Origin of the sequence: Larsenimonas rhizosphaerae (genome assembly GCF_026240105.1) — a bacterium.
In the GTDB taxonomy this organism is placed as follows: Bacteria; Pseudomonadota; Gammaproteobacteria; order Pseudomonadales; family Halomonadaceae; genus Larsenimonas; species Larsenimonas rhizosphaerae.
This window is the reverse complement of record NZ_JAPIVE010000002.1, coordinates 140,866-165,888: the sequence shown is the minus strand read 5'-3', so window position 1 is coordinate 165,888 and position 25,023 is coordinate 140,866. Positions and strand designations below refer to the sequence as shown.

The following is a 25,023-nucleotide window of genomic DNA, read 5'->3' as shown; positions in this document are numbered from 1 at the left end:
CTCAACCCTTCACCGAACCGGACATGAGACCGCGCAGGAAATATTTCCCTGCGAGGACATAAACAATCAACGTGGGCACTGCCGCAATCATCGCGGCGGCCATATTGACGTTATAGGCCTTTACCCCGGTCGAGCTGTTGACCAGGTTATTGAGCGCCACCGTGATTGGTGCACTGTCTCCCGAGGAGAACGACACACCAAACAGAAAGTCATTCCAGACATTGGTGAACTGCCAGATTACGGTCACGACAATGATGGGAATGGACGACGGCAGCAGAATGCGGAAAAAGAGGGTAAAGAATCCGGCACCATCGAGCTGCGCGGCCCGCACCAGCTCATTGGGAAAGCTTTCGTAGAAGTTGCGGAAGAAAAGGGTCGTAAAGCCGATGCCATAGACCACATGTACCAGCACCAGCCCCGTGGTGCTGTTGGCTACCTGCAGAATACCCAGTACACGTGCCATGGGCAGCAGGACAATCTGAAAGGGAATAAAGCAGCTGAACAGAATCAGGCCAAAGACAATCTTGTGGCCGCGAAAGCGCCATTTTGTCAGCACATAGCCATTAAAGGCCCCCAGCAGTCCTGAAATCAGAACAGCAGGCACCACAATACTGATGCTGTTGAAGAAGTAGCCGTGCACCCCATTGCATTCAAGCCCGATACAGGCACCACTCCAGGCGTCCAGCCAGGGCGTGACCGTCCATTGTTCCGGCAGCGCCAGCATGTTGCCCTGGTGAATTTCTTCCAGCGACTTGAACGAGGTGGTCAGCATCACATAAAGGGGCGTCAGATAAATGACGGCAAATACACACAATACGGCATACAGCATCACTCGCGCGCCACTGAGCGAACGCCGACCCGGCATGGCAGAACTCATGAGCGGGCCCCCCTCAGTTCGGAGTACAGATACGGCACGATCAATGCTGCAATCACTGCCAGCATGAACACCGCACTGGCTGCCGCGATCCCCATTTCATTGCGGGAGAAGGCATAGGAATACATGAAGGTTGCCGGTACCGCCGTCGAGTTGCCGGGTCCGCCTCCGGTCATCGCAACAACCAGATCGAAGCTCTTGATGGCCAGATGCGCCAGCACCACAATCGCGCTTAAAAAGACCGGGCGCAGTTGAGGAATGATTATTCGCGCATAAATCTTCCAGGTCGGCGCGCCATCGATCTGGGCAGCCTTGATCATTTCACCATCAATGCCCCGCAGCCCGGCCAGGAACATGGCCATGATGAACCCGGTGGCCTGCCAGACCGCCGCAATGACAATGGTATAAATTGCCATGTCCGCATTGATGAGCCAATTGAAGGTGAAGCTTTCCCATCCCAGTTCGCGCATGGTTTTTTCAAGTCCAAGCCCCGGATTGAGAAACCATTGCCAGGCGGTCCCGGTCACGATGAACGACAGCGCCATCGGGTAGAGGTAAATGGTACGCAGAACCCCTTCGGCGCGAATGCGCTGATCAAGTAAAATGGCCAGCAGCAGCCCCAGCACCGTGCAACTCACGATATACAGCAGGCCGAACACCCAGATATTGTGAAGCGCGATCCCCCAGGTCCATGAGCGCCACAGCTTTGACCACTGCTCCAGCCCGACCCAGGTATAATCCGGCAGCATGCCGGAGTCGGTAAACGAGATATAACTTGTCCAGACAATAAAGCCGTAGACGAAGAACAGCAGCAGGGCGAAGGACGGGGCGAGCACCAGCTTGGGAAGCCATTGCTGCAGCCGGCCCCGCCCCTCGCCATGACGAGGGGGGGAAGAAGGCATGAGTCATGCTCCGAGACGGGAAGGAAAGACTTATTTAGCGTCCTGAATGGCCATGGCCATCTGCTCGGCAGCCACATCGCCTGGCATACTGCTGTTGACGAAGGCAGACACGATGTCGAATACGGCATTTTTCACCGCCGCCTGAGCCGCATATCCATGCGCCATGCTGCCCATCAACGTATTGTTCTTCGCTGCGGCCTGTACCTGCTCATATCCCTTCTGTGCACATGCATCCAGCTCATCAGCAGGCAGGTCCATGCGCGCGGGTACGGATCCCTTGTTATTGCTGAACGCTATCTGGAAGCCTGGTGAGGCAATGGCACGCGCCATGGTGTCCTGAAGCGCCTGCTGCTGCGTGTCATCGGTTTTGAACATGATCATCAGGTCACTGTTGAACGTCACCGCCTGCTGGGTACCTGGCGTGCGGAAGCACAGATAATCCTTGTACGGCGCGAGGTTTGCGTTGATGAACTCCCCTTTTGCCCAGTCCCCCATGATCTGGTAGAGCGCCTTGTCATTGATGACCATGGCGGTGGCCAGATTCCAGTCACGCCCGGAGGAGTTGGGATCACGATAGGCCAGCAGCTCGCGGAAGTTGTTGAAGGCCTTGATCATGGTGTCGGAACGCAGGGTAGCATCGTCAAGGTCGATGAAGGCCTTGCGATAGAAATCAGGGCCGCCGGTCGCCAGCATGACATTTTCAAATACCGTGGCGTCCTGCCAGGGCTGCCCACCATAGGCAAGCCCCGTATAGCCCGCATCCCTGGCCTTTTTCATCGACGCCAGAAAGTCCGTCCAGGTAGTGGGTTGCTCGATACCCAGCTTGTCCATCAGTGCCTTGTTGGCCCACACCCAGTTGGTAGAGTGAATCTCGAAGGGGGCTCCGATCCAGTGGCCCTTGTATTTCGCAAAATCCTGCAGCGGCTGGGGAAATATGTCGCCCCATTTCATGTCCTGGGCCACCTTGTCCAAGTAACTTAATCCGCCACGCTCTGCCCAGTCACGGGCATCAAATCCGAGCACCTGAGCCGCCGTTGGCGGGTTGCCGGACGTGACACGCGAGCGAAGCACTGCCATGGCATTGGTACCTGCGCCGCCCGCGACCGGCATGTTCTTCCAGCCGATGCCCTGATCGGCAAGATCACTCTTGAGTACACCCAGAGCACGAGCCTCACCGCCCGATGTCCACCAGTTGAGCACCTCCACTTCTCCCTTGTCCGGTGTCTCTGCCGCCTGGACGGGCAAACCCAGTGTCAGGGGTAACAGTGATGCAAGCAGTGGTACGGCCAGCCGAGTGGTGATCATGGTATCAATCCCTGTGTCATCGTCCTGCATGAACGACATTATTGTTGGCAGCCCATGGCATATGAGCGCTTTCGACTATCCCGCAGTGTCACCCCCCACCACAATACAACCAAGGATGAAGCTGTCGGGGCCAGGGGATGCCCGGGACCATGCCGCCCTGAAGCCGTCACTGGAAGATCGTCTATGATCAATGGACTCGATACACAAGGAGCAGACAGTGGCCCCAGAAACGGTCTACCGGCACCCGCATGGACGCGGATTTACCTACAGGACAGCGCAGGGCCGTACCTTCAGCCACAGGAAGTGGCGTCAGTGGATCAAGGACCTGGCCATCCCTCCGGCCTGGACGGAAGTGGAAATCACCCTGGACGAGGATGCCCGCGTTCTGGCCAGCGGCCGGGACGATGCAGGGCGAAAGCAGTACATCTACAGCGACAGCTGGCGAGAGGCACAGGACCGGCGCAAGTTCGATCGCATCACCCGCTTCGCCGAGACACTCGAGACCATGCGTCGCGTCACCGGCCAGCACCTGATTCTGGAGGGAATGCCGAGGGACAAGGTAATGGCCTGCATGGTGCGCCTGATCGATGCCGCCTACTTCCGCCCCGGAAGTGAGCGATACAGCCAGGAAAATGACAGCTATGGATTAACCACGATGCGCTCAAGACACCTGACCATCGAAGGTGACGAGCTGATCTTTGACTATCAGGGCAAAAGTGGTCAGCAACAGCATCGGGTGGTGGAGGATGAGCGCCTGGCAGAAGTGGTGGCTCAGCTTGACGAAATTCCAGGCTATGAAATCTTCAAGTATTACGATGATGACGGCCGCAAGGTACGTGTCGATAGCCAGGACCTCAACGACTACATTCATGACATCATGGGTGAAGACTTCAGTGCCAAGGACTTTCGAACCTGGGCCGGTACCTCTCTGGCGGCGCTGGCTCTGGATGAGCTTGGTCCCGGGGAGAATGAAAGGGCCAGTCAGAAAAATGTTGTCGAGGTCGTCAAACGCGTTGCGCAGCGCCTGGGCAATACACCGAGCATTGCAAGGGCCAGCTATATTGATCCGCGTGTGGTAGAGAGCTACCTGGACGGCAGAACGCTCAGCCACTTCCGCGCACTGGTCACGCAGGAGCTCAAGACCAATACCCTGATCGGCCCGGACGAACAGGCGGTGCTCGTCCTGCTCAAGAGCCGTCTGGAACAGTAACGACCCTGTCTGAAACGCGCCATTGCGGTAGCCATTAGTGCGGCAGGAAGGCACCATCTCTCCTGTCGTTCCCCGATTTCAAGGAGATACCATGCGCAAGATCCTGGCCCTGCCGCTGTTCGCCGTCATGTTGAGCGGCTGCCAAATGATGTCAGAAAGCGGCATCCTGCCCGACAGCACCACATCAACGCCCAGTCAAAACCCCAATCTGGTCAAGCGCACCGTGCCATTTTCAGCCGACGAATATGCACGCCTTGAAAAGACCGGTACCGGCACGATCAAGGGTCAGCTCTATTATTCCCGGAACGGTCAGAAGATAACCAATGAGGGTGAAACCGTCTCGGTGGCACCGGCCACTGCCTATGCCGCGGAAGCTGCCGATGCCGCGCTCGCCGGCAAGCAGATTGAACCGGCAGACCCCCGTGCCCGTGAATATACCCATACCGCACGCACCGACAGCACCGGCCACTTCACCGTAACCGGCATCCCCGCCGGGGTATTTTATGTCGGCAGTGCCGTCCACCTGCCGGATGGCACTCTCAGTCCGTTTATTCTCAAGCAGGTAAGGCTGAGCGAAGGACAGACCAAAACCATCGACCTGAGTCGGTGACCCCTGCGGCATACCATCGCATAACGGCCCATTTGCCTGCCTGGTGCCTACACTGAAGAGGTGAGGAAGTTACCTCTTCAGTGTTTTGCACAAGGAGAAACGCCATGTATCGCTCTCTGCTGGTGCCGCTTGATGGCTCTGATCATGCCGCTCACGCCCTGGCTGTTGCAGTCCAGATGCTGGACGATCATGCCAGCCTGTACGTTATCAATGTACCGGAGCCGCCGATGGCCACGGACCGACTCGGCGCAAGTGTCGGGGCCGCTCCCCTTGACTACACCCCGGAAATGGCGCGGGAACAGGCAGAACAGGTCATTCAGGAAAGTCTGGACAAGGCAGGACTGAACAGGAACAAGGTACATGTCATTGTGCGCGGCAGACCCGCGGTAGAAGCGATCCTCGAAGAAGCCAGGGCCCTCGACATTGATGCCATCGTCATGGGCAGCCGCGGGCTTTCCGACCTGCACGGCCTGTTTGTCGGCAGTGTTTCCCACAAGGTCAGCCATCTGGCGAGCTGCCCGGTCATTACCGTCCATCTGCCGAACAAGACCTGATTCGAGCATGCACGAACGTCAGGAGCACCAGCCTCATGCCCGGAGTGCTCCTGTATTGTCACAAGCAGCCTGGACAGGTCTGAATACTTCCAGGCTCACATCCCCTCTCTGCCAGTCCCCGATATACTGTGGTTGAACCACACCACCATGGATGACACGCCGTTGAAAGCGGTGCATTCCGAATTATGGTTTGCCTTTGTGTTGTAAAAAACCGGTATAAGCTTCAAAATGTTACACTATATAACAACATCAGCGGCTGGACTGGTCCCCGTACAGAGCGTCAACTCATCGAGCACAACACGGCATCAACGCGTATCATTGCGAACGGCATGCCATACAGTCGTCGCGCTCCTTGTACAGGGTCTCTTTCCACGGCACGGTCTGTGCCTTGCCTGCATTCTTTCCGGCACCGTGTATCGGGCCGCTATTTTACTGCCATGGAGGACATGACAGGTGGTCGATTCATACCTATCCCGGGCACGACGCGCCGCGTTCGCTGTTGGCCTGGTATTCATGACCGCGCTGGGTGCTGCACCCGCGCAGGCTCTGAACATCCCCTCTGCCCCGGAAAGGCCGCACCTGGAAGCCCTTTACGAAGCGGTAATTCATATCGGCCCTACCCGTTCGCTGGGCCATGGCCCGAATGGGGAGAGGAGAGTCATGCCGATTACGGGCGGCACCTTCAAGGGCGAGCGACTTGAAGGAGAGATCAAGGCCGGAGGTGGAGACCGCCAGCTGATTCGCCCCAATGGTACCCGCGAACAGGAAACCAGCTACGAGATGAAAACCGTTGATGGCGTGACCATCAAGGTTCGCAACGAAACCGTGGTCCATGATGATCTGACGGGGTCGGCACCCTACGCCATGTCCTATATTCATCTCTCGGTACCTGCCGGACGCTACGCATGGCTCAACAACTATGTGGTCGTCGGCACCCTGACGCCAATCCCCGATGAACCCCGGTCCATGCTGCTGAATGCCTATCGGGTCATGCCCTGACGAAAGATGTGCCTGGCCGATACGCACCTCGATGCAGGATGCCCCGGCCAGGTCTGACGTGGCACACATGCAGCCTGCCTGCGAATCGGCCCACCCCACCACTTACTCCTCGCGCTTTACTACCAGCAGGGGATCAATACGGGTTGAAAACCAGCTCATGCCCCAGTGCAGATGGGGGCCGGTGGCTCGCCCGGTGGCACCAACGCGCCCGATCACCTGTCCCTGCGTCACCGTATCGCCCACCGACACATCAAGCGCCGAAAGGTGCAGGAAATTGGAGCTGATGCCAAAGCCGTGATCCAGCAGCACCGTACCGCCGGTCAGGTACAGGTCCGGGTCAGCAAAGGTGATCACTCCACTGGCCGGTGCCCTTACCGGCGTTCCCGTGGGCGCGGCAATGTCCATACCGGAATGGGCCGAGCCTGGCGTGCCGTTATAGATACGCTGACGGCCGAAACGACCACTGATGCGCCCCTCCACCGGCCAGATGAAATGCTGGGCAAACCCGGTTCTATTGTCATTGCGCGTACGCGCCGCGCTGACCTGTGCCTGCTCTCGGCCAATACGGGCGGCGATGTCCGGCGGGGGCGATACGGTACTGGAAGGCACCCCGTTGACCCGTTCGATCGGCCAGTCACGCGGAGTAACCGTGACACTGGCCTGTTGCCGAACGCCGGAGGGCAGCGTTACCTCGATGGTTCGGGGCCGTGTTTCGTCCCGCCCGATACCGAACACGATCGTGCCGTAATCACTGACGTTCAGCACATGCCCGTCATAACGCACCTGGCTGCCCACGGGCACCCGCCCGATGACCATGGCCCCCTGCTGCACGTGTGCCGGCAGAATGATGTCATTTTCTGCAGCCTGTAGCGACGGAGCGGCCAGCCCAAAAGCCATCGCCAACAACGCTGCCCACCAGCTGAAAAACCGTGAAAAGGCACCGACGGCGCCATAGTGTGCTGTGCTCATCATGCTACCTGCCCGGGTCGGTCTCATAAAAACTGCTGCCAATAGCGTATGGGACGTTATAATCGGTCACCAACGCCTGGAATGAGCTGTCACTATCGCACAGCACTTTAACGCCAGCACACTTGTTTCCCGGCGCGGCATGATCACTCGCCGCACCGGTTGTTACGGACAGCAGCATGGATACCCCGACGCATTACATCATGACGGTCGCCTGCCCGGCGGCCTCCGGCATCATTGCCGCCGTGACCTCGTTTCTGAGCCGTCACCAGTGTTACATCAGCGAACTGGCCCAGTTCGATGACGAGGAAATCAGCCGATTTTTCCTGCGTGCCAGGTTTCGTTTCAATGAAGGTGCGACAGCTGACTTTGAACAGCTCAACGCCGAATTCGAAGCCATTGCCCAGGACTTTTCGATGGACTGGCAGATTCATGACACCTCGCGCCTGCCCAAGGTCATGATCATGGTCAGCAAGTTCGATCATTGTCTGACAGATCTGCTGTACCGCCACCGCAAGGGAGAGCTGGGCATGGAGATCACCGCCATTGTCTCCAACCACCTTGACCTGCGTTCGATGGCTGAACGCGAAGGCATTCGCTTCGTATACAAGCCCATCACGCCGGAGAACAAGGCACAGCGTGAACAGGAGCTGTTTGAGCTGGTCGAGGAAACCGCGACCGACCTGGTCGTACTGGCCCGCTACATGCAGATTCTAAGTGATGATCTATGCCGCAAACTGGAAGGGCGCGCCATCAACATTCACCACTCCTTCCTGCCAGGCTTCAAGGGCGCACGCCCCTATCACCAGGCCTTTGAGCGCGGCGTCAAGCTGATCGGTGCTACCGCGCACTTCGTGACCGGCGATCTGGATGAAGGCCCGATCATCGAGCAGGAAGTCCAGCGCGTTGATCATACCTACCGACCTCAGGATCTGGCCTCGGTTGGCCGCGCCACGGAAACCGTGGCCCTGTCACGTGCCGTACGCTACTTCATCGAGCACCGGATCTTTCTGGCCGACAGCAAAACTGTCGTTTTTCACTAGTCAGCTCCTGTGTACGACAGATTAAAAAGCCGCCTCTCAGGCGGCTTTTTTGCATCATCAATTACCGATCAGACATCGCTGATAATAGTAGTCTGATACCCCACCTGAATCAGCGTATTATCGTGATCCAGAAAGGTTTTTTCATCGGGAAATACCTTATCGCGATAAGTATCAGAAGTGAGTACGGCTTTCATGCCGGCCTCGTCATCAAACCAGATCTCCGCGGTACCGTCGTAGTCATCCACGCTGACAGGAGCGTCATCACTTAGCGGAGATGGATGCGTCTGGATATATCGCATCACATGCCGGTCAGCCTCCGGAATGGAGCGAAACAGCGGCCCATGCTGATCGATATGATGACTAACGAACTCGTCATGAGATAAATCAGGGTGGCGCTTCAGAAACATGGTCATCTTGAGCATGGTCAATCTCCCTCTGTTTATCAGGCTGGCTTCCATCGAGTGGCGGGCGAGGTATCTGGATAGGTAATGCCATCCGGATAGGTCAGCAGCTCGATTAACATGCCCCAGGGCGTATATGCATACAGTCCGGCGTTACGCTCACCGCCTTCGTTGCGTGCCAGGCCATGCGGAGGAGATAACAGTTTCCCTCCTGCCATCTTGAGCCGCTCGGCAGCCTGATCGATATCGTCCACATATATTCCCGGGTGGGTAAGACCGATATCCTGCAACGAGGCAGCCGGTCGCTGAACCGCCCCCTTCATTTCAAACAGCTCAAAACAAGGGCCTTCGCCCAGCCGTAGCAATCGCATATGCGTAATGCTGCTGCCGGGCGATAATCCCAGCTGTGACTCCACCTCTGGGCCAGCCATGGGCTCGGCATCGGCAGGCTGCACGTCATAGAGCGTAACCGCCCCGAATGCCGTATTGAAAAATCGTGTTGCCTGCTCGAGGTCCGGAACCGTCATTCCCAAGTGGTCCACACCACGCACGCTGGCGCTGGCGCTGGCAGGCTCCTTTGCGACCTCATCGAGCACGACAGTATGAGCAACTCCTGCCTCTGTCAGAGTCTCAAGATCCTCATTGAACTGCTGGGTGTGTATCATCTTCAGATGCCTTTTGAAGGCATCCTCGCTTTCGTACACCTCCATCATGGTAAAGCGTGACGGGTCGCCCTGCTCACGGTAGGCCAGAAAGGACACGTTTCCCGGTTCCCGGCGTACCTGCCCGGCAAGACGGTCGATACAGGCTTCAAGTTCAGCGGCATGTCCCTGTTTAGCTGTTACGGTGGCTAACATTGACTTCATTCCTACCTCCTCGGTGACTGTTAGGCATAACAATGCACTCTTATCAAAAGGTAGTATAAGCGCTCATAAATTCAACAATAATGCATTAAATGTTGTTTTATCCTTAAAATTTTCCATATTATGGGAAAAATGTCCAAACAAAACATGACAGGGATCAATCCTTGTCACCTGCAACCCCAGGAGATTTCGGTGATCCAGTCGATTGAACGTGCTATTGCCATCCTGGAAGCCATGGCCGATGCCGGCGGCTCGGCCAGGCTTCAGCAGCTGGCTCAGCGTCTTGGGCTCAAAACAAGTACAGCCCACAACATATTGAAAACATTGGATAAAATGGGATATGTGCAAAGAAGAGAAGGAAGTACTCTATATTATCTTGGCGAACGAATTCTGACCCTTACACGGGTCATTGGCGATGATGATGCCTTGCGCAGCCGGTTGCGGCCCTGTCTCAACGCGATAGCGGAAAAGACCCGAGAAACCGTTTTTGTTGCTGTACCTTGTGGGAAAGAGGTTTACTTCCTGGATGCCATCGAATCAGATCGGCCACTCAAGGCAGCCAGCCCGCTTGGGCAACGTTCTCCAATGGTCGGCTCTGCCATCGGAATGATTTTTCTGGCTTTCATTCCCCGCCTGCGTGAAGCACTGACATCACTGCATGCCGAGCAACGCCCGGCGCCAATGGAGGATGAAATTCGGCAGATTTATCAGCAAGGATATGCGTTGGATTTGGAGGTCTTCTCGGCAGATCTCAATTGCGTGGCCATTCCCTGGCTGGATAACGGTGAAGTACGTGCCGGTATTGGCATCAGTGGCCCGGCCTCGAGACTACCGGAGGCTCGTTTGCGGGAGCTGGCATCAATCATGGCCGAGGTGCTTCATCAGTAATCACTACAAAGGCGTGATGCCATCATAAAAAGCCAGCCTCCCGTACCAGCGCATCAACCAACGTAGCAGCCTGCATTGCCCTGCTAAGCGGCGCACCCTCACCCGCCCAGTGCGCGGCATAATCAGTATTCCCGTAACGGGCTGCAGCAGCATTGAGCGCCTTGTTCAGGTCATAGGTCAGCGGATAATCAGGCAGCGTTACCTCAGGCCCCACAAGTTCGCCATGTGCCTGATTGATGATGCCCCGTGCCGGTCGGCCAGAGATACCGCGGGTAATGCCAGTATGGTACGCGGCCTTGCTGGCCAGCGCGGCCCTGTAGGCGTCACTTGCAGCCGATTCCGGACAGGCTGCAAAGGCCGTTCCCAACTGTGCACCGGCCGCACCTTCTTCCTGCATTGCTCGGATATCCTGCCCCGTCATCAATCCACCGGCGGCGACTACAGGCAGATCCGTGACGGCCAGCACATGACGGAGTAGCTCACGCACACCACTTCCCGCATCACTGGTGGCATCAAAGTTACCGCGATGCCCGCCCGCCTCAAGGCCCTGAACCACCACCATGTCCAGCCCGGCGGCTTCAATCTGCCTGGCCTCCTGAACCGTCGTGGCACAGCCAGCCAGCATGATCCCCCGGGCCTTCATGGCAGTCACTGCGCCAGGCGAGGGCACGCCAAAGTGAAAGCTGGCCACGGCCGGGCGCGTTTCAAGCACGACCTCCAGCAGCTCCGGGTCGTCATTGAACCCAGTATAGATTTCACGAAGCACCTCGGGCGGCTCGGCATCGAAACGGGCAAATGCCGGCCGCATGGCCTCGATGAAGTGCTGAGCGACCGCATCATCATGGGCAGGCCGCGCATGGCAGAAAAAATTGGCATTGAACGGACGTGCCGTAAGCAGGCGTGTCGCCTGAATCATCTCGAAGGCCTTGCCTGGACTACTCGCCCCCAGTCCCAGTGAACCAAGCGCCCCGGCATTGGATACTGCCGCCGCCAGCGCCGGGGTTGATACTCCTGCCATGGGAGCCTGAATAATCGGCCAGTCGATAGCCAGCAGGTGTTCCAGTCGTACGGTCATCGCGCTGTCCTCCGGGATGACGAAAAGAAGGATATCCATGCCGAGCGCCAGGCCCAGGCACTTCCCAGCCCCATGACCACCAGCACCAGCACCAGCATCGCCAGCGCCAGCCGCAGACTGGCTACGCCAGCCAGCCCACCGATCAATGCAGGCCCCAGTAACAGGCCACCGTATCCCATGGTCGCGACCATGGCGATGCCCATGTTGGGGTCATGATGTCTGGAGGCTGCACGACTGAAAACCTGAGGAACCACGTTGGCCAATCCCGCCCCCATCATGCCAAAGCCGAGAATGGCAGTGATCAGGGAGGGCCACAGCAGCACCATGGCCAGCCCGATAGCGGCCATCAACGCGCCCAGAGGAAGAAGACGCTCAATGCCCCAGCACGTCACCAGACGGTCACCGGCCACGCGACCGGCCAGCATGGCCAGCGCAAAGGCGCCATAGCCGACGGCGATGCCTCCGCCACTGTCCGGCAGGACCGCCTGCAGATACAGGCTGCTCCAGTTGGCCACGATGCCTTCGGCCAGCAGGGACAAAAAGGCTAACACTCCCAGCCCACTCACTGCTCGGCTGGGCCAGGCCAGCACCGCTACCGGTGCCGAGACCTGGCCTGCCGGAGTCCTGTCGCCATATAACGCGACCGTCACCATGGCCAGTGCAGGAATCAGTGCCGGGCCCCCGGTCAGAAGGGCCGGTGGTGCCGACAGCATGATCAGGCCCCCTGCCGTTCCGGCTCCGGCCAGCCCACCGATGCTCCAGCCGGCATGAAATGACGACATCATGGTCTTGTCTTTATCACGCTCCAGCGCACTGGCTCGGGTATTCATCACCACATCCAGCGAGCCATGGCCGGCACCCAGCAGGATCAGCAACAGGGAGAGCGTCACCAGTGAGGGCATCCATGCAGTCAGTGCCAGCGCCGCAGCCGCCGTCAGCCCGCTCACGATACTGAGATGACAGGCGCCCCAGCGACCGACAAGCCGGCCGGCCAGTACCATGAACACAATGGCCCCGCCGGCAAAGGCCAGCAAGGCCCAACCCATGGCCGCATCACTCACTCCCAGTCCGTGCTGAATACGCGCTACCGCGACTGACCAGGCACCGATGGCGAACCCGTCGGCGGCAAAGGTCAGAAACGTCATCCGGCGAGCCTGGCACCACTGAATCATACGATGCTCCTTGCAACATGGTTCCATGGAGGGTAGACCAGAGGCTTTCCCCTTGATGCCGATCAGGACATATTCATGGCCACTTCATCTCCTCACGCTACTCCGTCTGTCCCTGTCGATGATGCCCTGCTCGACGCTGCACGCAGGTTGATTCACCGCCAGCCACGCTCCCTGCTGGGCATTGTCGGGGCTCCCGGGTGTGGCAAGTCCACGCTGGCCGCAGCGCTGACGGAGGCGCTTGGCCCGCTGGCAGTGCAGGTACCGATGGATGGCTTTCATCTCTCCAACCAGGAACTGGCCCGCCTTGAACGCGCCGGCCGCAAGGGCGCGCCGGATACCTTCGATGCCTCCGGCTACCGAGACCTGCTGTACCGCCTTCGCACACCACATGTGGATAATGAAGTCATCTATGCCCCCGACTTTTATCGCGAGATAGAAGAACCGATCGCCGCCAGTATCCCCGTACTGCCGGAGGCTCGACTCGTGATCACGGAAGGAAATTATCTGCTGCTGCAGGATGCGCCCTGGCCGCAGGTGGCAGAACTGCTTGATGAGGTCTGGTATCTGGATGTGGATAACGAACAGCGAGAGACGTGGCTGATAGAGCGGCACATGCGCTTTGGAAGAACGGAAGCCGAGGCGAAGGCTTGGGTTGCCTCGACTGATCGCCCCAACGCTGAACGTATTGCCCTGACACGCCACCGCGCCGACCGTATCGTTCGCTGGGATGACACCGGCCTTCGCGAGGGCACCCTGTAATGCTGACATGCTGTTGGCGCAACCTTGAAACAAACGGCCTGGAAGAAGCGAGTCTCAGGGAAAGCGCCACCGGAGTGCACATCGACAGCCACGTGATCGACTCCCCCGTGTCAGGCGTGATACTTCAGTATCAACTGTCCCTTGATCCACACTGGCGCCTGCGTGAGGCCACCGTGCAGGTAAGGGCGGGCGAGCGTCTGGTACTGAAAACCGATGGTGCCGGGTACTGGCAGGTCAATGACAGGGCCTGCCCGGCGCTGGAGGGGTGCACGGATGTGGATATTGCAGCCACGCCACTGACCAATACACTGCCCATCAGACGCCTGGGGCTTGCCCATGGCGACAGCGCCACGATTGATGTAGTCATGGTCGCGGTTCCGAGCCTGCAGGTAACGTGCGTGCGGCAGCATTACCTGCGCCACGATGCATCCCATTACCGGTACAGCGGGCTGGACACGGGCACCTCATCAGAGTTGCGCGTTGATGAGCACGGGCTGGTGCAATGCTATCCGGGGGTATTCACACGTCAGGCCTGAGCGTCCTGATCGGCATCTTCACGCTTGACAACCTTGTGGTCGTCCTCTGCCATGCCGTGCTTCCAGTAGCTGGAGATATAACATTGCCGACGCTCAAGCCCACGGACCTGCCTTGTGTAATACCTGAGGGCCCGCATGCCTGAGAACTCACAGGCTCCCCAGACAAAGCCACGTCCGCTGTCAGGCCATGGCCAGGCCCTGACGGCGTCGATCAGCGGTCCGCCGCCATCGGCCGTACCCGGCCGGGGATTGATTACCCAGTGCAGCACCATGCCCTCGGGGTGCGCGAGCGACTGGATATCATCTTCGCTGGTGACTTCGATGAACACGGCCCCCCTGTGGGTCGATGCCATGGTTTCCAGATGGACGGCAAGCGCCGGTAACGCGGTCATATCCGCCACCATGAGACACCAGTCGGCCTGCTCATCCACCGGCTTTGACGGGCCCGGGCCCCCTACCATCAGTCGCGACCCGGGTACGGCTGCCATGGCCCAGCGGGATGCCGGACCATGATCGTCATGCAGCACCACATCCACATCGATGTCACCCGGACGATGGGCACGTATCGTGTAGGTTCTGATCAGTGGTGAGGCACCGTCTTCCTGGGAGATCATCAGCTTGACGTAGCCACCGGACAGGTCCGGCTCAGGAAAACGATCCATGCCGGGACCTCCGAGGGTCAGGCGCAGCATGTGCGGTGTCAGCCGCTGTGAGTGCAGCACCTCAAGTTCTCGAGGGGCCGGTTTTCTGCGATCACTCATCGGCAGACTCCGGCACGGGATAAAGGTTGTCGGTCATGGTGACAGCCAGGCGGGTGAACAACGCAATATCAGACGCCGGCAGGCCGGCACTCATGCGCGCTGCCGCCACGGTTTCGGCCTGTTGCACCGCGGCGATCATCGCCCTGCCACTGTCGGTCGGGTGCACCTGCTGACTGCGGCGATCCTCAGGGTGGGGAGATTTCTCGATCAGCCCCTCGGCAATCAGCCCGTGAAGTAACCGGGTGATCTGGGCCTTGTCCCGGCGAGAGCGTTCGGCCAGGGCATTTATCGTACTGCCGGGCTGGTGATGAATACCCTTGAGCAGCCGGATATGGGAAACGGTCAGGGTCAGGCCTGCATCGTTATATGCCTGGCGAAGGGCCCGCTTGTAGGCATGAAGAAGGCGGTGCAGCGCATCGCCGAGGGTATCTGAGGTCATGGCAGGACCATTTAGTTGACTATATCAACAATATTGCCGCGCGTGCCAGCCACCTGTCAATCCGAACCTTCAAGGGCCGTCAAAAGTGCTCGAAGCCCCTGGTCCAGGGCCGCCCGGTCCGTCTCGGACAACGATGACACAACCCTTGCCTGGTTGGCGACATGCGGCTCAAGGGCCGCGCTGATGCATGCCTGCCCGGCCGGGGTCAGCCGGACAAGGCTGCTTCGGCCATCATCTGTATTGGCAACCCGCTCGATCAGTCCTCGCGCCTCCAGCCGTTTCAACCGGTTCGTCATCGTACCGGAGGTAATCATCAGCGACGAAAACAGGGCCGTGGGAGCCAGACACCAGGGGGCCCCGGACCGACGCAGGGTAGCCAGCACATCAAATTCCCAGCTGGCCAGGCCATGAGCATCAAAGACCCGATCCAGCTCATGCTGTACCAGTACGCTGGTACGCTTGAGCCGACCCAGCGTAGCCATTGCCCTCGTATCAAGCTCGGGCACCTCTCGCGCCCACTGATCAATGATTACATCTACCGCATCCTGCGGATCCTGCGAAGCCATACCTGTACTCCTGAATACCGGTGTGCGCCCAGCCCCAGAGCCGAACGCGAAGAATGTACCTTCATGCAAGAATACAAGCGTCTCACTTTCGACGTGGCCTGCTCCAGATAAATTGCCGTATCAATGACCATCTGTCGTCGGCTCGTCCAGAGCAGGCCGGTGCTGGCTACCGGGATAGCATGCGGCATGTTTGTCGGTAATGGCGCAGCTATCGTATAGTTGAATCAAAGTTTTGCCGCTCAGGACTATTCATGCCGCCATCCCGCATTCAGGTACGCCCCCGATTACGCAGCCCGCTGGTCTTTCATCCGCTCGGGGGCTGTGGCGAGATCGGCATGAACCTGTCGCTGTATGGCTACAAGGATCACTGGATTGCCGTCGACTGCGGCATGATGATTCGTCAGGATCTGCCGAACACCCCCTTGCAGAGCGCAGATGTCAGCCATCTGGCAGCTCGTCAATGGGTTCCCAGGGCGCTGTTCATCACCCATGGTCATGAGGATCACATCGGCGCCATTGCCTGGGTCTGGCCGAAGTGGGGGTGCCCGATCTACGCCACGCCGCTGGCCTGCGCACTGATGCGGGCACGCATGAGCGAACAGGGGCTGCGTACCGATGCCCTGCATGAAATATCACCTGGCGACACCATCGAAAGTGGTCCCTTTTCGGTACGCTACCTGCCGGTCACACACTCCATTCCCGAGAGCTGCTCACTGCTGCTGACCACGCCGGCCGGGCGGGTACTGCATACGGGCGACTGGAAGCTGGACCCTACGCCAGTCATCGGCAAACCGGTCAACCCATCGACCTTCAAGGCGCTGGCGCCGGTGGATATGGTGATCGGTGATTCCACCTGTGCCGATGTCCAGGGGCATTCCCGTAGCGAGCAGGATGCTGCAGAAGCGCTGGAGGCGTTGGTCCGCACCTGCACTGGTCGTGTAGTGGTCAGCTGCTTTTCAAGCAACATGGCTCGCCTGAAGGCGCTGGGAGATGTCGCCCGTCATACCGGCAGGCGCATCGGCCTGCTTGGCCGATCGATGGATCGCATGGTGCGTATCGGGCTGCAGCTTGGCTACCTGGATGACTTCCCGTCGCGCATCCCCACCTCCGATCTGGGTTACCTTCCGCCTGAAGAGGTGCTGATTATTGCGACCGGCAGCCAGGGCGAGCCCCGCTCTGCCCTGGCCCGCATGGCACAGGGCAGCCACCGGGAGCTGGACCTGACCGCCGGTGACAGCGTCATTTTTTCCGCGCGCGCCATTCCCGGTAATGAGGAGCCCATTCAACGCCTGAAAGAGGGGCTGAAACGCCAGGGCGCCATTATCTTCGATGAAAACAACGCGCCGGATCTGCACGCTTCCGGCCACCCCTCCCAGGAAGAGCTGGAAACCTTCTACAGCTGGGTGGCTCCCAGAGCGCTGCTGCCGGTCCATGGTGAGCCGGCTCACCAGCAGGCGCACCAGAACGTGGCGCGCCAGTACAATATCAAGACTCCGCTGGCACCGCTCAACGGCAACGTCATTCATATTCGTGGCCCTCACGCGTCCCTGGAAGAGCATCTGGAACTGACCCCGGAGCTTCACTTTCAGGACAAGGGCCGCCGCTCACGGCAGCGCCGCCCGGGCCTTGCTCTGGCGCTGGTGGTCTGCCAGGGCCACGACGGCGACTGGTATCGACAGGGGCGGGTAATGTGGGACATTGATGCCCCACTACCACTGGACGAGCAGGAGCTTACCGACTGGCTCGATGAGCTTGTGCCAGGGCTCGGGCCTCACTCACTGAAGTCGCTGCGCCGTGAGTTGTTTGCGCACTTGCAGGCCTACATTCATCTGCATACCGGCCAGCAACCCGCCCTTGATGTGCAGTTGTTGAGCGATCAACATCAGGCGCGCCACCAGTAAACCGGCCAGCGCCGGGCCCGCCCAGGGTTATTGATGACCCAGGCCACCACGACCAGAACCACTGCCCCGCTGGCCACCGGAGTCAATAGAAAATCAACGCCCGGAACCTGTGGTGCCATCATGATGACCAGTGGATTGGCACCCGCCGGAGGATGCACTACCCCCATCAACTGCATGGCCATGATGGCCAGCCCGACACCCAGAGCCATGGCCGTGACCCCATCGCCAAGCCAGTGATATACCAGCAGACCGACGGCCGCTGACACCAGGTGTCCGATGACAACGTTGCGCGGCTGTGCCAGCGGCGCGTCGGGCGCGGCAAACAACAGCACACAGGTGGCGCCAAAGGGCGCCATCAGTAGCGGTAAATGACTGGCATGAGCCAGCCACCCCACCAAACCGATGCCTGTTACTCCGCCCACCAGCCCACGAAGGCTGTCCAGAAAACACGTACGATAATTCATTGAATATAGCCCGCTCGCTTGATGTGTACATACAAGTCTGTACACTTTTGGCGATATCAGCAAGCACAACAGGAAAAAAGCCATGGCCAAACGCGAAGATATCCTTGAAACAGCCCGGCAACTTTTCAATGCCCATGGGTTTCAGGCCGTGGGCGTTGACTGCATTCGTGACAAGACGCCGGCATCCAAGATGACCCTGTACAAGCATTTTTCTACCAAGGAAGGATTGATTGCGGCGGTACTTGCAGACCGGCATGACAGATTCAGCCACTCTCTTGAGCAGGCACTGACCCCAGCCGTGTCGCTGACGGACATGCTGGCGCGCCTGTTCGGATGGCATAGCGCCTGGTTTTGCTCCTCGAGCTTCAATGGTTGCATGTTCATTCGAGCCCGGGATGAATACTGCTCCACCTCCGCCGTGATCGAGCAGCAGGCTGCTCGGCACAAGGCCTGGCTGCATGCGACCGTGCATGATCACATGGCCCGCTTTGATGCCGGGATGGCCAAACGACATGGGCAGGCGATCAGCATGCTGCTGGACGGCATGATCGTTCAGACGTCACCGGGTCATGACAGGGTGGCTGATACGGCGTGGATTTCCGTGATCGACTGGCTGGGGCTTGATGATGCGCCGTCGACCCTGCCGGCCATGGTGGTATCACTCTAGATCGATGCATCGCACTGCACGTCAGGCCTTCCTGTAGCTATACTACGGATCCCTCGCCCCGTGCCGCCAGGCATGGGCCTTGTGTCCTTCATCCGGAGTGGCCTGTGCCCTTTCGTCATCTTCTCCTTGCCCTGGGTGTCATCATCGTCTGGGCCTACAACAATATCGTCATCAAGGTAGGCGTCACGGAAATCCCGCCGCTGGCCCTGACTGCACTGCGTTTCATCATCGTTGCGGCACTGGTTGTGCCCTTTACCCGGCTGAATCGGGAACAGTTGAAGTGGGTTGCACTGCTTGCCCTTACCTTTGGCCTGATGCATTTCGGCCTGTTGTTTATCGGGCTATCCAGGGCCGAGGCCGGTACCGGCGCCATTCTGGTCCAGCTGGGAACCCCTTTTGCCACCATTCTGGCCGCCGTTTTCCTGAAAGAGCGATTAAGCCCCAAGCGTATTCTTGGCCTGGTGATTTCACTGGCCGGGGTAGTCGTGCTGGCCGGCGGGCCCTCCATGCCGCCGGCGCTGCCGCTGACCCTGCTGATCATCAGTGCCCTGGGCTGGGCCATTTCGAACCTGATCGTCAAGGCCGGGCCGACCATTCCCCCGGTGGCCATGGCCGGCTGGATGGCCCTGCTTGCCATCCCCCTGCTCGTCACGGCATCGCTGATATTCGAGGATCATCAGCTCCAGGCCATTGGCAACGCCGGATGGCGAGGATGGGGAGCCGCCTTTTACAGCGCGGTCATGTCATCGATTCTGGCCTACAGCGCATGGTACTGGCTTCTGCGGCAATATGAGGTTCGACGGGTTATCCCACTGTCACTGCTGACACCGGTGTTTGCGGTCATGCTGGGGATCTGGCTGATGGACGAACACATGGATATTTTCAAGGTCATCGGTGGCGGCATGATCGTGCTCGGCATTGCCATTATCAATATTCGCTTCCGACGGCTGGCACCTGGCGCCCGTACCCGCTGACGCAGTACGCAAAACGGCGCCCGAAGGCGCCGTATCTGACAGGACAGCATGTGCAGGACGATCACTATCCGCTGATTGTCGCCACGCTTACTGCTTCTTCAGGTGGCTCGACCGGCGTCAGGCGGCGTATCTGTTCAGAAGTGATACGTGCGCGATACTCAAGCGGTTCGATCTCCTGACGCTGACCGGTATCCAGCGCCTGCTTGATGGCTTCCAGAATACGCATGTCGCGCCGTCCTTCCTCACCATCCGCTTCCGGCTGCACGTCGTTCAGAATGCAGGTCGAGAAATATTCGGTCTGACCACCGAACTGCTCGGTGGGGCCGGGGTCCTGCTCCGTGGTCTCGCCCTTGATCGTCCAGGTGCTTTTGATCGAGACATCCGGACCGAAGATATAGCTTGGCTGGCAGTCGATGGTGCCTTTTTCAGCCACCAGCGTGAATCGATCAATACCTGCGGCCGAGCAACTGACCACGAAGGTTGCCATGCGCCCTTCATCAAACTCCAGAGTGATGGACACGGTGTCATCGAAATCATAATTCTTTGTGGGGTGCTTGCGACCCGTCGCGCTCACGGCGATCGGCTCGGCACCAAACAGATGGCGCACGGCATTGATCTGGTAGGTGCCCTGGTCCGGCACGACCCCGGCCCAGTATCCATTGGTGGCGCGGTGATTCTTCTCGTTCAAATCCTGAGTGAAATGCGATGTAAACGAATGCGTACGCCCCAGTTCGCCTGACTGCAGCCGAAGGATCATGTCGACCGTGGCCGGCTCATGATGCAGACGATATGCGACCATCAGTTTGGCATTGCCCTGTTTACCTGCCGAAATCATGGCATCGCAATCGGCCACACTGGTAGCCATCGGCTTTTCAAGCAGCACATGGATGCCTGCCTTGAGCGCAGGCTCGGCATGCTCGCGATGACGAAAATTGGGGGTTGCAACGTACACCGCATCGATTTCGCCCGACGCCAGCAGTTCATCATACTGCTCATAGGTGTAGGTGCTGATGCCGTACCGCTTGCCGAGAGCTTCGGCCTTTTGAGGATCCCCGGTGACCAGCGCTGTCAGTTCGGAATTTTCGGCCGCACTTATTCCTGGCATGAACGCCATCTGAGCAATTTCGCCGCCGCCAACGACGGCATAACGAACCTTACTCCGAGAAGTGGTTGCAGACATGAAAAGCATCCTCCGTGATGCATGAATAGATACTACTCACCGTAGAACACCCCTCAGGCCTTGTCAGATAATGAGCCCGATCCCTGCTCTTTTTTTGTTGTCAGACTACATACTGCTGAACCATTTTCCCGGCAGGCGTATAATGCTCCCATTTCAAACATGACCAATCAGTACGGAGCAGACAGGATGGCTACCCCTTCCCAACATGATTTACGCAATGAATTCAGAGCATTACTGGAAAGGGATGACTGTTTTTATACCGCTTCCACCTTCGATCCCATGTCAGCACGCATTGCTGCTGATCTGGGCTTTGAAGTCGGGATTCTGGGCGGTTCGGTAGCATCACTACAGGTTCTGGCGGCACCGGACTTTGCCCTGATCACTCTCAGCGAATTCACCGAACAGGCCACGCGGATCGGCAGGGTAGCAACGTTGCCGATTATTGCCGATGCCGATCATGGCTACGGTAACGCGCTGAATGTCATGCGTACCATCAATGAGCTGGAGCGTGCAGGTGTTGCCGCCCTGACCATTGAAGACACACTGTTACCGGCCAAGTACGGCCGCAAGTCCACCGACCTGATTCCACAGGAAGAAGCCGTCGGCAAGATCAAGGCGGCCATCGAGGCGCGCATTGATCCCGCCATGGCCATTTTTGCCCGTACTCACGCCGGCCAGTTAAGTGTTGAAGCCACCATCGAGCGGGTGAAGGCTTATGAGGCAGCCGACGCTGATGGCATCTGCATGGTGGGAATTCGTGATTTTGATCATCTCGAGACCATCAGCCAGCATCTGTCCATTCCGCTGATGCTGGTGACCTATGACAATCCGGCCCTCAACGACAGGGCCCGACTGGCAGCCTGCGGAGTACGGGTCGTGGTCAATGGCCACGCGGCCTACTTTGCCGCCATCAAGGCAACCTACGACTGCCTGCGTGAGCAGCGCGGTATTGCCGAAGGCACTCTGAACGCCTCGGAGCTGTCGACCCGCTATTCAACGCTTGATGAAAACCGCGAGTGGGCACGCCGTTACATGGATGTCAGCGAATGACACGGGCTATCCCGTCAAACAGGAACGCCCTGCAGATGCAGGGCGTTCCTGTATTCAAAGCGCGTTGATCAGAACGTATATTCAACACCAAGAACGGCAACCGGATAGACGTGATACTTGTCCAGTTCATCCTTCGCTTCATCTTCCTGCTCATCGACATAAGAGCTCAATGCTGCCTGTGCGGCCGGGTTATTGACCGCTGATCCTCGTGCGTGAAGGTTCACGGAGGGGTCAATCAGGAAGGCACCGGCTTCAGCATAAAACCCAAGGCCGGCCCGATTGCTGGTGCGCCAGCCAAGGCCCAGATACGGTTTTACACCGTCGGCCATTTCCGCATCACCTTCCAGACGTGCCTGGTCACCGGTGATTCCGAGGTCAGACAACTGGTTGGGCGTCCCCGTCACGTTCAGTTGAATGTCGGGGCGCACCAGACCGCCGGAAACAAAGAAGCCGCCGGCCCAGGGGAAATAATCCAGCTTGATGCTGTAGATATCGCTGTCGATGTCGCCCTTGTAGTCAACATCGTCTACCGTCCGGTCCAGATCATCATAGGTGTAACCACTGTAGCCGGCGGTCAGGGCAAAATAGTCACTGAAGCGCCAGCTGACATTTGCGCCAAGCCCTGTCGTGCCGGCCTGCGCCCCGACAGACCAGTGATCGTCGGCAGCAAGCGCCGCGGAAGAGGATGCAGCCAGCACACCCGCCAGCACAAGAGAAGAGACCAGACGCATGGTAAAGCTCCTTGAATCATTTAATTAGTTTTTTGGTTCTGGAGACTAATTCTAAAGAACCAGACCGCAAGCGCAATTATTGTTACTGGTACTCTACGGCATCCCTGCCCTGTCATTTAGATCTGGAGGAGCGTTAAAGCCCGCTTTTTCTTTCTTTCAGGGCTGCGTTATGCTCCCAGCGTCACCCACAAGGAGGCCGCCCATGGCGTCATTCAAGGATCAACTGAGCAGCCTGGTATACTCGACGGACGGCGGCGATCAGCGCGGCCGACAGCAGGATGATAATGAGGATGAGGCGCGACTCTCTGCTCTGGATGGCATCGTGCGCCTTCGCCGCGAGACGTCCGGCCGCAAGGGCAAGGGGGTTACCACCATTTCCGGGGTGCCGCTTCCCATGGCCGAACTGCGCACGCTGACCCAGGCGCTCAAGAAGCGCTGCGGCAGTGGCGGCACCCTGACCCGACAGGGCATGATCGAGATTCAGGGTGATCACAGGGAGGCCTTGAAGGCCGAACTTGAAAAACGGGGCTTTACCGTCAAGCTGGCAGGCGGCTAACCACAAGGATATATGTCATGAAGATTCGTGCATCATACCTGATGCGACTGTGCGGCAGCGTGGCCCTGCTGGCCAGCCTGAGCGGGTGCAGCCTGATAGGCCTGGGAGGGCCGGACTTTGCCACGCTTTCCGGCCAGGCCACTTACCGGGAGCGCATGATGCTGCCGGAAGGCAGCACCCTGAACGTGTCGCTGCGCGATGCCAGTGCCGAAAACAACTCGCTTGTGGCAGAAACCAGCGTTAATCATGTGCGCACTACCCCCATGCCCTTTACCCTGCAGTTTGATCGCGGCAGTCTGGATGAGGCACACCGCTATACACTGGATGCGCGCATCACTGAAAACGGCAAACTGCTGTTCAGAACGAAGACCCCTGTGGAGGTGCTGACCCAGGGCGCCCCGACTCAGAACGTCGACCTGGTACTGCAGAAAACGCCCTGATCCGGCGCTGGCCCGGTGGACTCCCTGGTCATCAAAGTCGGTGTGAAGCCGCTCTCGAACCCGGGGGGTTCGCCCCCCTTGAGGCGGGCTTCCATCAGGGTTACTGCGGCCCTCGCCATCTCCTCGACCGGGGCATGAACGGTGGTCAGGGTCGGGGCGAGATGGCAGGCGTAGTGTTCATCATCATACCCCACCACTGATAGCGCGTCGGGCAATCTGATACCGGGATACAGCACCTTCAGCCGGCTCATCGCGCCCATCGCCATCTCATCATTGCCGGCCACCAGCGCGGTGATCGGGCTCTTTCGCGTTCGCAACAGATCGATGGCGTATCGGCCACTTCCATCCTGAGAATCACCTTCGATGATGGCTGCCTCATCCAGAGGCAGGCCGGCGTCCTGCATGGCCTGACGGTACCCTTCCAGCCGCCATCTGGCGTCCTGCTTTGACAGTGGCCCGGTCAGGCAGGCGATGTGACGATGCCCCAGCTCGATCACATGACGCGTTGCCAGATAGCCTCCCCGGCGGTTGTCGATATAGACGCACTGCCCTGCCAGCCCCTGGACCTGACGATTGATGACTACCATGTTCATTTGTCCGGCCAGCATCCTCAGCGCGTCATCCTCCAGACCATCGGCATGCACCAGCACACCGTCACAGCGCTTGCTGCTCAAGAAGCGCAGCGCCTCACGCTCTCGGGTAGCGTCACTGTGGCCCGCAGCCACCATCAGGGAGTAATCCGAGCGCCGAAGCGCTTCTTCCACCGTCGCCATGAACCGGCTCATGAAAGGGCCCCCAAGATGGGAAATCAGCAAGCCGACTCCCTGAGAGCGGTTCGAGGCCAGTGAGCGCGCAAAGGCATTCGGCGCATAGTCCAGCATCTCGATGGCAGCCTGCACCCGTGCCCGGGTTTCGTCATTGACGGGCACATCGCCTTTCATGACCCGTGAGACCGTCGCCACGGATACGCCAGCCTGTGCGGCGACGTCGCGAATGGTAGTCATTGGTGCCTTTCCCGTGTAGTTGCTCTCGACCGGTGCCCTCTGCCGGCAGGCAGTAATGATATTTTACTACGCCTGTATCGACAAAAGGCGAGTGGTGAATGCAGAACGTACCAACCATCATGTAACCGGTTAC

General features: G+C 58.7%; 29 protein-coding genes. 14 read left to right on the top strand and 15 right to left on the bottom strand.

Annotation, left to right across the window (positions count from 1 at the left end):
• Nucleotide 1: 1 nt before the first annotated feature.
• The 3 genes from OQ287_RS07320 to OQ287_RS07310 are packed head-to-tail and all read right to left on the bottom strand — an operon-like array spanning nucleotide 2 to nucleotide 3,081.
• Complete coding sequence (locus tag OQ287_RS07320; protein ID WP_250934890.1) at nucleotides 2-877, bottom strand: carbohydrate ABC transporter permease; 876 nt, start codon at nucleotides 875-877, stop codon at nucleotides 2-4.
• Nucleotides 874-1,776 (bottom strand): carbohydrate ABC transporter permease, encoded by a 903-nt coding sequence (locus OQ287_RS07315; protein ID WP_265896013.1) that lies wholly within the window; start codon nucleotides 1,774-1,776, stop codon nucleotides 874-876. Before OQ287_RS07315 ends, OQ287_RS07320 begins: the two co-directional genes overlap by 4 nt.
• Nucleotides 1,777-1,806: 30 nt before the next feature.
• Nucleotides 1,807-3,081: an ABC transporter substrate-binding protein gene (locus OQ287_RS07310; RefSeq protein WP_265896012.1), complete on the bottom strand. Its 1,275-nt coding sequence runs from the start codon at nucleotides 3,079-3,081 to the stop codon at nucleotides 1,807-1,809.
• 217 nt (nucleotides 3,082-3,298) lie between these two features.
• Between OQ287_RS07310 and OQ287_RS07305 the strand changes: the two genes are divergently transcribed.
• The 4 genes from OQ287_RS07305 to OQ287_RS07290 all read left to right on the top strand — a co-directional run bounded on the left by OQ287_RS07305 (nucleotide 3,299) and on the right by OQ287_RS07290 (nucleotide 6,454).
• On the top strand, nucleotides 3,299-4,291 hold the full coding sequence (locus OQ287_RS07305) for a DNA topoisomerase IB (RefSeq protein WP_250934887.1): 993 nt from the start codon (nucleotides 3,299-3,301) through the stop codon (nucleotides 4,289-4,291).
• A 91-nt stretch (nucleotides 4,292-4,382) separates the two neighbouring features.
• Nucleotides 4,383-4,901 carry a carboxypeptidase-like regulatory domain-containing protein gene (locus tag OQ287_RS07300; RefSeq protein WP_250934885.1) on the top strand — a complete coding sequence of 173 codons (519 nt, stop codon included), beginning with the start codon at nucleotides 4,383-4,385 and terminating at the stop codon, nucleotides 4,899-4,901.
• 104 nt (nucleotides 4,902-5,005) lie between these two features.
• Nucleotides 5,006-5,455: a universal stress protein gene (locus OQ287_RS07295; protein ID WP_250934883.1), complete on the top strand. Its 450-nt coding sequence runs from the start codon at nucleotides 5,006-5,008 to the stop codon at nucleotides 5,453-5,455.
• A gap of 453 nt (nucleotides 5,456-5,908) precedes the next feature.
• Nucleotides 5,909-6,454 (top strand): DUF3237 domain-containing protein, encoded by a 546-nt coding sequence (locus OQ287_RS07290; RefSeq protein WP_265896010.1) that lies wholly within the window; start codon nucleotides 5,909-5,911, stop codon nucleotides 6,452-6,454.
• Nucleotides 6,455-6,556: 102 nt separating this feature from the next.
• Here the strand turns inward: OQ287_RS07290 and OQ287_RS07285 are convergent, their stop codons facing one another.
• Complete coding sequence (locus OQ287_RS07285) at nucleotides 6,557-7,426, bottom strand: M23 family metallopeptidase (protein WP_265896009.1); 870 nt, start codon at nucleotides 7,424-7,426, stop codon at nucleotides 6,557-6,559.
• Nucleotides 7,427-7,599: 173 nt separating this feature from the next.
• On the opposite strand from OQ287_RS07285, the gene purU reads away from it, so the two are divergent.
• Nucleotides 7,600-8,463: a formyltetrahydrofolate deformylase gene (gene purU, locus OQ287_RS07280; RefSeq protein ID WP_250934877.1), complete on the top strand. Its 864-nt coding sequence runs from the start codon at nucleotides 7,600-7,602 to the stop codon at nucleotides 8,461-8,463.
• A gap of 68 nt (nucleotides 8,464-8,531) precedes the next feature.
• On the opposite strand, the gene OQ287_RS07275 is transcribed toward purU, so the two are convergent.
• Nucleotides 8,532-8,885, bottom strand: coding sequence for an EthD domain-containing protein (locus tag OQ287_RS07275; RefSeq protein ID WP_265896008.1), 354 nt, complete (start codon nucleotides 8,883-8,885; stop codon nucleotides 8,532-8,534).
• A gap of 20 nt (nucleotides 8,886-8,905) precedes the next feature.
• Nucleotides 8,906-9,730: an antibiotic biosynthesis monooxygenase gene (locus OQ287_RS07270; RefSeq protein ID WP_265896007.1), complete on the bottom strand. Its 825-nt coding sequence runs from the start codon at nucleotides 9,728-9,730 to the stop codon at nucleotides 8,906-8,908.
• Between the two features lie 189 nt (nucleotides 9,731-9,919).
• Here OQ287_RS07270 and OQ287_RS07265 point away from each other — a divergent pair, with 189 nt between their 5' ends.
• Nucleotides 9,920-10,615 carry an IclR family transcriptional regulator gene (locus OQ287_RS07265; RefSeq protein WP_265896006.1) on the top strand — a complete coding sequence of 232 codons (696 nt, stop codon included), beginning with the start codon at nucleotides 9,920-9,922 and terminating at the stop codon, nucleotides 10,613-10,615.
• 22 nt (nucleotides 10,616-10,637) lie between these two features.
• On the opposite strand, the gene OQ287_RS07260 is transcribed toward OQ287_RS07265, so the two are convergent.
• Nucleotides 10,638-11,729, bottom strand: coding sequence for an NAD(P)H-dependent flavin oxidoreductase (locus tag OQ287_RS07260; protein ID WP_265896004.1), 1,092 nt, complete (start codon nucleotides 11,727-11,729; stop codon nucleotides 10,638-10,640).
• The gene (locus OQ287_RS07255; protein WP_265896003.1) at nucleotides 11,687-12,862 is read right to left on the bottom strand and encodes an MFS transporter; all 1,176 of its coding nucleotides are present in this window, start codon (nucleotides 12,860-12,862) and stop codon (nucleotides 11,687-11,689) included. Before OQ287_RS07255 ends, OQ287_RS07260 begins: the two co-directional genes overlap by 43 nt.
• Nucleotides 12,863-12,937: 75 nt before the next feature.
• Here OQ287_RS07255 and OQ287_RS07250 point away from each other — a divergent pair, with 75 nt between their 5' ends.
• Together OQ287_RS07250 and OQ287_RS07245 are read left to right on the top strand one after the other, a co-directional pair.
• On the top strand, nucleotides 12,938-13,621 hold the full coding sequence (locus tag OQ287_RS07250) for a nucleoside/nucleotide kinase family protein (protein WP_250934863.1): 684 nt from the start codon (nucleotides 12,938-12,940) through the stop codon (nucleotides 13,619-13,621).
• Nucleotides 13,621-14,157 carry a putative glycolipid-binding domain-containing protein gene (locus OQ287_RS07245; protein WP_265896001.1) on the top strand — a complete coding sequence of 179 codons (537 nt, stop codon included), beginning with the start codon at nucleotides 13,621-13,623 and terminating at the stop codon, nucleotides 14,155-14,157. Before OQ287_RS07250 ends, OQ287_RS07245 begins: the two co-directional genes overlap by 1 nt.
• Here the strand turns inward: OQ287_RS07245 and OQ287_RS07240 are convergent.
• Genes OQ287_RS07240 through OQ287_RS07230 form a run of 3 tightly spaced genes read right to left on the bottom strand, consistent with a single transcriptional unit; the run spans nucleotide 14,148 to nucleotide 15,923 of the window.
• A complete protein-coding gene (locus OQ287_RS07240) occupies nucleotides 14,148-14,918 on the bottom strand; it encodes a siderophore-interacting protein (RefSeq protein WP_265896000.1) in 771 nt (256 codons plus the stop codon). The two genes, OQ287_RS07245 and OQ287_RS07240, sit on opposite strands and share 10 nt — an antisense overlap.
• On the bottom strand, nucleotides 14,911-15,357 hold the full coding sequence (locus OQ287_RS07235; RefSeq protein ID WP_265895999.1) for a MarR family winged helix-turn-helix transcriptional regulator: 447 nt from the start codon (nucleotides 15,355-15,357) through the stop codon (nucleotides 14,911-14,913). The genes OQ287_RS07240 and OQ287_RS07235 overlap by 8 nt, the downstream gene beginning before the upstream one ends.
• A gap of 56 nt (nucleotides 15,358-15,413) precedes the next feature.
• Entirely contained in the window at nucleotides 15,414-15,923 is a 510-nt protein-coding gene (locus OQ287_RS07230) for a MarR family winged helix-turn-helix transcriptional regulator (RefSeq protein ID WP_250934856.1), read from the bottom strand.
• 251 nt (nucleotides 15,924-16,174) lie between these two features.
• Between OQ287_RS07230 and OQ287_RS07225 the strand changes: the two genes are divergently transcribed.
• Nucleotides 16,175-17,824, top strand: coding sequence for a ribonuclease J (locus tag OQ287_RS07225; RefSeq protein ID WP_250934855.1), 1,650 nt, complete (start codon nucleotides 16,175-16,177; stop codon nucleotides 17,822-17,824).
• On the opposite strand, the gene OQ287_RS07220 is transcribed toward OQ287_RS07225, so the two are convergent.
• Nucleotides 17,806-18,288: an HPP family protein gene (locus OQ287_RS07220; protein WP_265895997.1), complete on the bottom strand. Its 483-nt coding sequence runs from the start codon at nucleotides 18,286-18,288 to the stop codon at nucleotides 17,806-17,808. The two genes, OQ287_RS07225 and OQ287_RS07220, sit on opposite strands and share 19 nt — an antisense overlap.
• A gap of 82 nt (nucleotides 18,289-18,370) precedes the next feature.
• Here OQ287_RS07220 and OQ287_RS07215 point away from each other — a divergent pair, with 82 nt between their 5' ends.
• Nucleotides 18,371-18,955: a TetR/AcrR family transcriptional regulator gene (locus tag OQ287_RS07215; protein WP_265895996.1), complete on the top strand. Its 585-nt coding sequence runs from the start codon at nucleotides 18,371-18,373 to the stop codon at nucleotides 18,953-18,955.
• A gap of 104 nt (nucleotides 18,956-19,059) precedes the next feature.
• Nucleotides 19,060-19,929, top strand: coding sequence for a DMT family transporter (locus tag OQ287_RS07210; protein WP_250934852.1), 870 nt, complete (start codon nucleotides 19,060-19,062; stop codon nucleotides 19,927-19,929).
• 64 nt (nucleotides 19,930-19,993) lie between these two features.
• On the opposite strand, the gene OQ287_RS07205 is transcribed toward OQ287_RS07210, so the two are convergent.
• Complete coding sequence (locus tag OQ287_RS07205; protein WP_265895995.1) at nucleotides 19,994-21,109, bottom strand: Gfo/Idh/MocA family protein; 1,116 nt, start codon at nucleotides 21,107-21,109, stop codon at nucleotides 19,994-19,996.
• A 186-nt stretch (nucleotides 21,110-21,295) separates the two neighbouring features.
• Here OQ287_RS07205 and OQ287_RS07200 point away from each other — a divergent pair, with 186 nt between their 5' ends.
• Complete coding sequence (locus tag OQ287_RS07200; protein ID WP_265895994.1) at nucleotides 21,296-22,159, top strand: isocitrate lyase/PEP mutase family protein; 864 nt, start codon at nucleotides 21,296-21,298, stop codon at nucleotides 22,157-22,159.
• A gap of 68 nt (nucleotides 22,160-22,227) precedes the next feature.
• Here OQ287_RS07200 and OQ287_RS07195 read toward each other — a convergent pair whose 3' ends face one another.
• A complete protein-coding gene (locus OQ287_RS07195; RefSeq protein WP_250934847.1) occupies nucleotides 22,228-22,890 on the bottom strand; it encodes a hypothetical protein in 663 nt (220 codons plus the stop codon).
• Between the two features lie 202 nt (nucleotides 22,891-23,092).
• Here OQ287_RS07195 and OQ287_RS07190 point away from each other — a divergent pair, with 202 nt between their 5' ends.
• Both OQ287_RS07190 and OQ287_RS07185 read left to right on the top strand, forming a co-directional pair.
• Nucleotides 23,093-23,446 (top strand): translation initiation factor, encoded by a 354-nt coding sequence (locus OQ287_RS07190; RefSeq protein ID WP_250934844.1) that lies wholly within the window; start codon nucleotides 23,093-23,095, stop codon nucleotides 23,444-23,446.
• A gap of 17 nt (nucleotides 23,447-23,463) precedes the next feature.
• Nucleotides 23,464-23,886, top strand: coding sequence for a YbaY family lipoprotein (locus OQ287_RS07185; protein ID WP_250934842.1), 423 nt, complete (start codon nucleotides 23,464-23,466; stop codon nucleotides 23,884-23,886).
• Here the strand turns inward: OQ287_RS07185 and OQ287_RS07180 are convergent.
• On the bottom strand, nucleotides 23,850-24,890 hold the full coding sequence (locus OQ287_RS07180) for a LacI family DNA-binding transcriptional regulator (protein ID WP_250934839.1): 1,041 nt from the start codon (nucleotides 24,888-24,890) through the stop codon (nucleotides 23,850-23,852). The two genes, OQ287_RS07185 and OQ287_RS07180, sit on opposite strands and share 37 nt — an antisense overlap.
• Between the last annotated feature and the right edge of the window lie 133 nt (nucleotides 24,891-25,023).

Bases quoted from the DNA above. Each gene is read 5' to 3' on its own strand.
- OQ287_RS07220 (WP_265895997.1), bottom strand. From the start codon at position 18,288: ATGAATTATCGTACGTGTTTTCTGGACAGCCTTCGTGGGCTGGTGGGC.
- OQ287_RS07255 (WP_265896003.1), bottom strand. From the start codon at position 12,862: ATGATTCAGTGGTGCCAGGCTCGCCGGATGACGTTTCTGACCTTTGCC.
- OQ287_RS07205 (WP_265895995.1), bottom strand. From the start codon at position 21,109: ATGTCTGCAACCACTTCTCGGAGTAAGGTTCGTTATGCCGTCGTTGGC.
- OQ287_RS07215 (WP_265895996.1), top strand. From the start codon at position 18,371: ATGGCCAAACGCGAAGATATCCTTGAAACAGCCCGGCAACTTTTCAAT.
- purU (WP_250934877.1), top strand. From the start codon at position 7,600: ATGGATACCCCGACGCATTACATCATGACGGTCGCCTGCCCGGCGGCC.
- OQ287_RS07225 (WP_250934855.1), top strand. From the start codon at position 16,175: ATGCCGCCATCCCGCATTCAGGTACGCCCCCGATTACGCAGCCCGCTG.
- OQ287_RS07295 (WP_250934883.1), top strand. From the start codon at position 5,006: ATGTATCGCTCTCTGCTGGTGCCGCTTGATGGCTCTGATCATGCCGCT.
- OQ287_RS07250 (WP_250934863.1), top strand. From the start codon at position 12,938: ATGGCCACTTCATCTCCTCACGCTACTCCGTCTGTCCCTGTCGATGAT.
- OQ287_RS07275 (WP_265896008.1), bottom strand. From the start codon at position 8,885: ATGCTCAAGATGACCATGTTTCTGAAGCGCCACCCTGATTTATCTCAT.
- OQ287_RS07190 (WP_250934844.1), top strand. From the start codon at position 23,093: ATGGCGTCATTCAAGGATCAACTGAGCAGCCTGGTATACTCGACGGAC.
- OQ287_RS07230 (WP_250934856.1), bottom strand. From the start codon at position 15,923: ATGGCTTCGCAGGATCCGCAGGATGCGGTAGATGTAATCATTGATCAG.
- OQ287_RS07245 (WP_265896001.1), top strand. From the start codon at position 13,621: ATGCTGACATGCTGTTGGCGCAACCTTGAAACAAACGGCCTGGAAGAA.
- OQ287_RS07310 (WP_265896012.1), bottom strand. From the start codon at position 3,081: ATGATCACCACTCGGCTGGCCGTACCACTGCTTGCATCACTGTTACCC.
- OQ287_RS07240 (WP_265896000.1), bottom strand. From the start codon at position 14,918: ATGAGTGATCGCAGAAAACCGGCCCCTCGAGAACTTGAGGTGCTGCAC.
- OQ287_RS07285 (WP_265896009.1), bottom strand. From the start codon at position 7,426: ATGATGAGCACAGCACACTATGGCGCCGTCGGTGCCTTTTCACGGTTT.
- OQ287_RS07195 (WP_250934847.1), bottom strand. From the start codon at position 22,890: ATGCGTCTGGTCTCTTCTCTTGTGCTGGCGGGTGTGCTGGCTGCATCC.
- OQ287_RS07315 (WP_265896013.1), bottom strand. From the start codon at position 1,776: ATGCCTTCTTCCCCCCCTCGTCATGGCGAGGGGCGGGGCCGGCTGCAG.
- OQ287_RS07185 (WP_250934842.1), top strand. From the start codon at position 23,464: ATGAAGATTCGTGCATCATACCTGATGCGACTGTGCGGCAGCGTGGCC.
- OQ287_RS07200 (WP_265895994.1), top strand. From the start codon at position 21,296: ATGGCTACCCCTTCCCAACATGATTTACGCAATGAATTCAGAGCATTA.
- OQ287_RS07300 (WP_250934885.1), top strand. From the start codon at position 4,383: ATGCGCAAGATCCTGGCCCTGCCGCTGTTCGCCGTCATGTTGAGCGGC.
- OQ287_RS07260 (WP_265896004.1), bottom strand. From the start codon at position 11,729: ATGGATATCCTTCTTTTCGTCATCCCGGAGGACAGCGCGATGACCGTA.
- OQ287_RS07270 (WP_265896007.1), bottom strand. From the start codon at position 9,730: ATGAAGTCAATGTTAGCCACCGTAACAGCTAAACAGGGACATGCCGCT.
- OQ287_RS07320 (WP_250934890.1), bottom strand. From the start codon at position 877: ATGAGTTCTGCCATGCCGGGTCGGCGTTCGCTCAGTGGCGCGCGAGTG.
- OQ287_RS07235 (WP_265895999.1), bottom strand. From the start codon at position 15,357: ATGACCTCAGATACCCTCGGCGATGCGCTGCACCGCCTTCTTCATGCC.
- OQ287_RS07180 (WP_250934839.1), bottom strand. From the start codon at position 24,890: ATGACTACCATTCGCGACGTCGCCGCACAGGCTGGCGTATCCGTGGCG.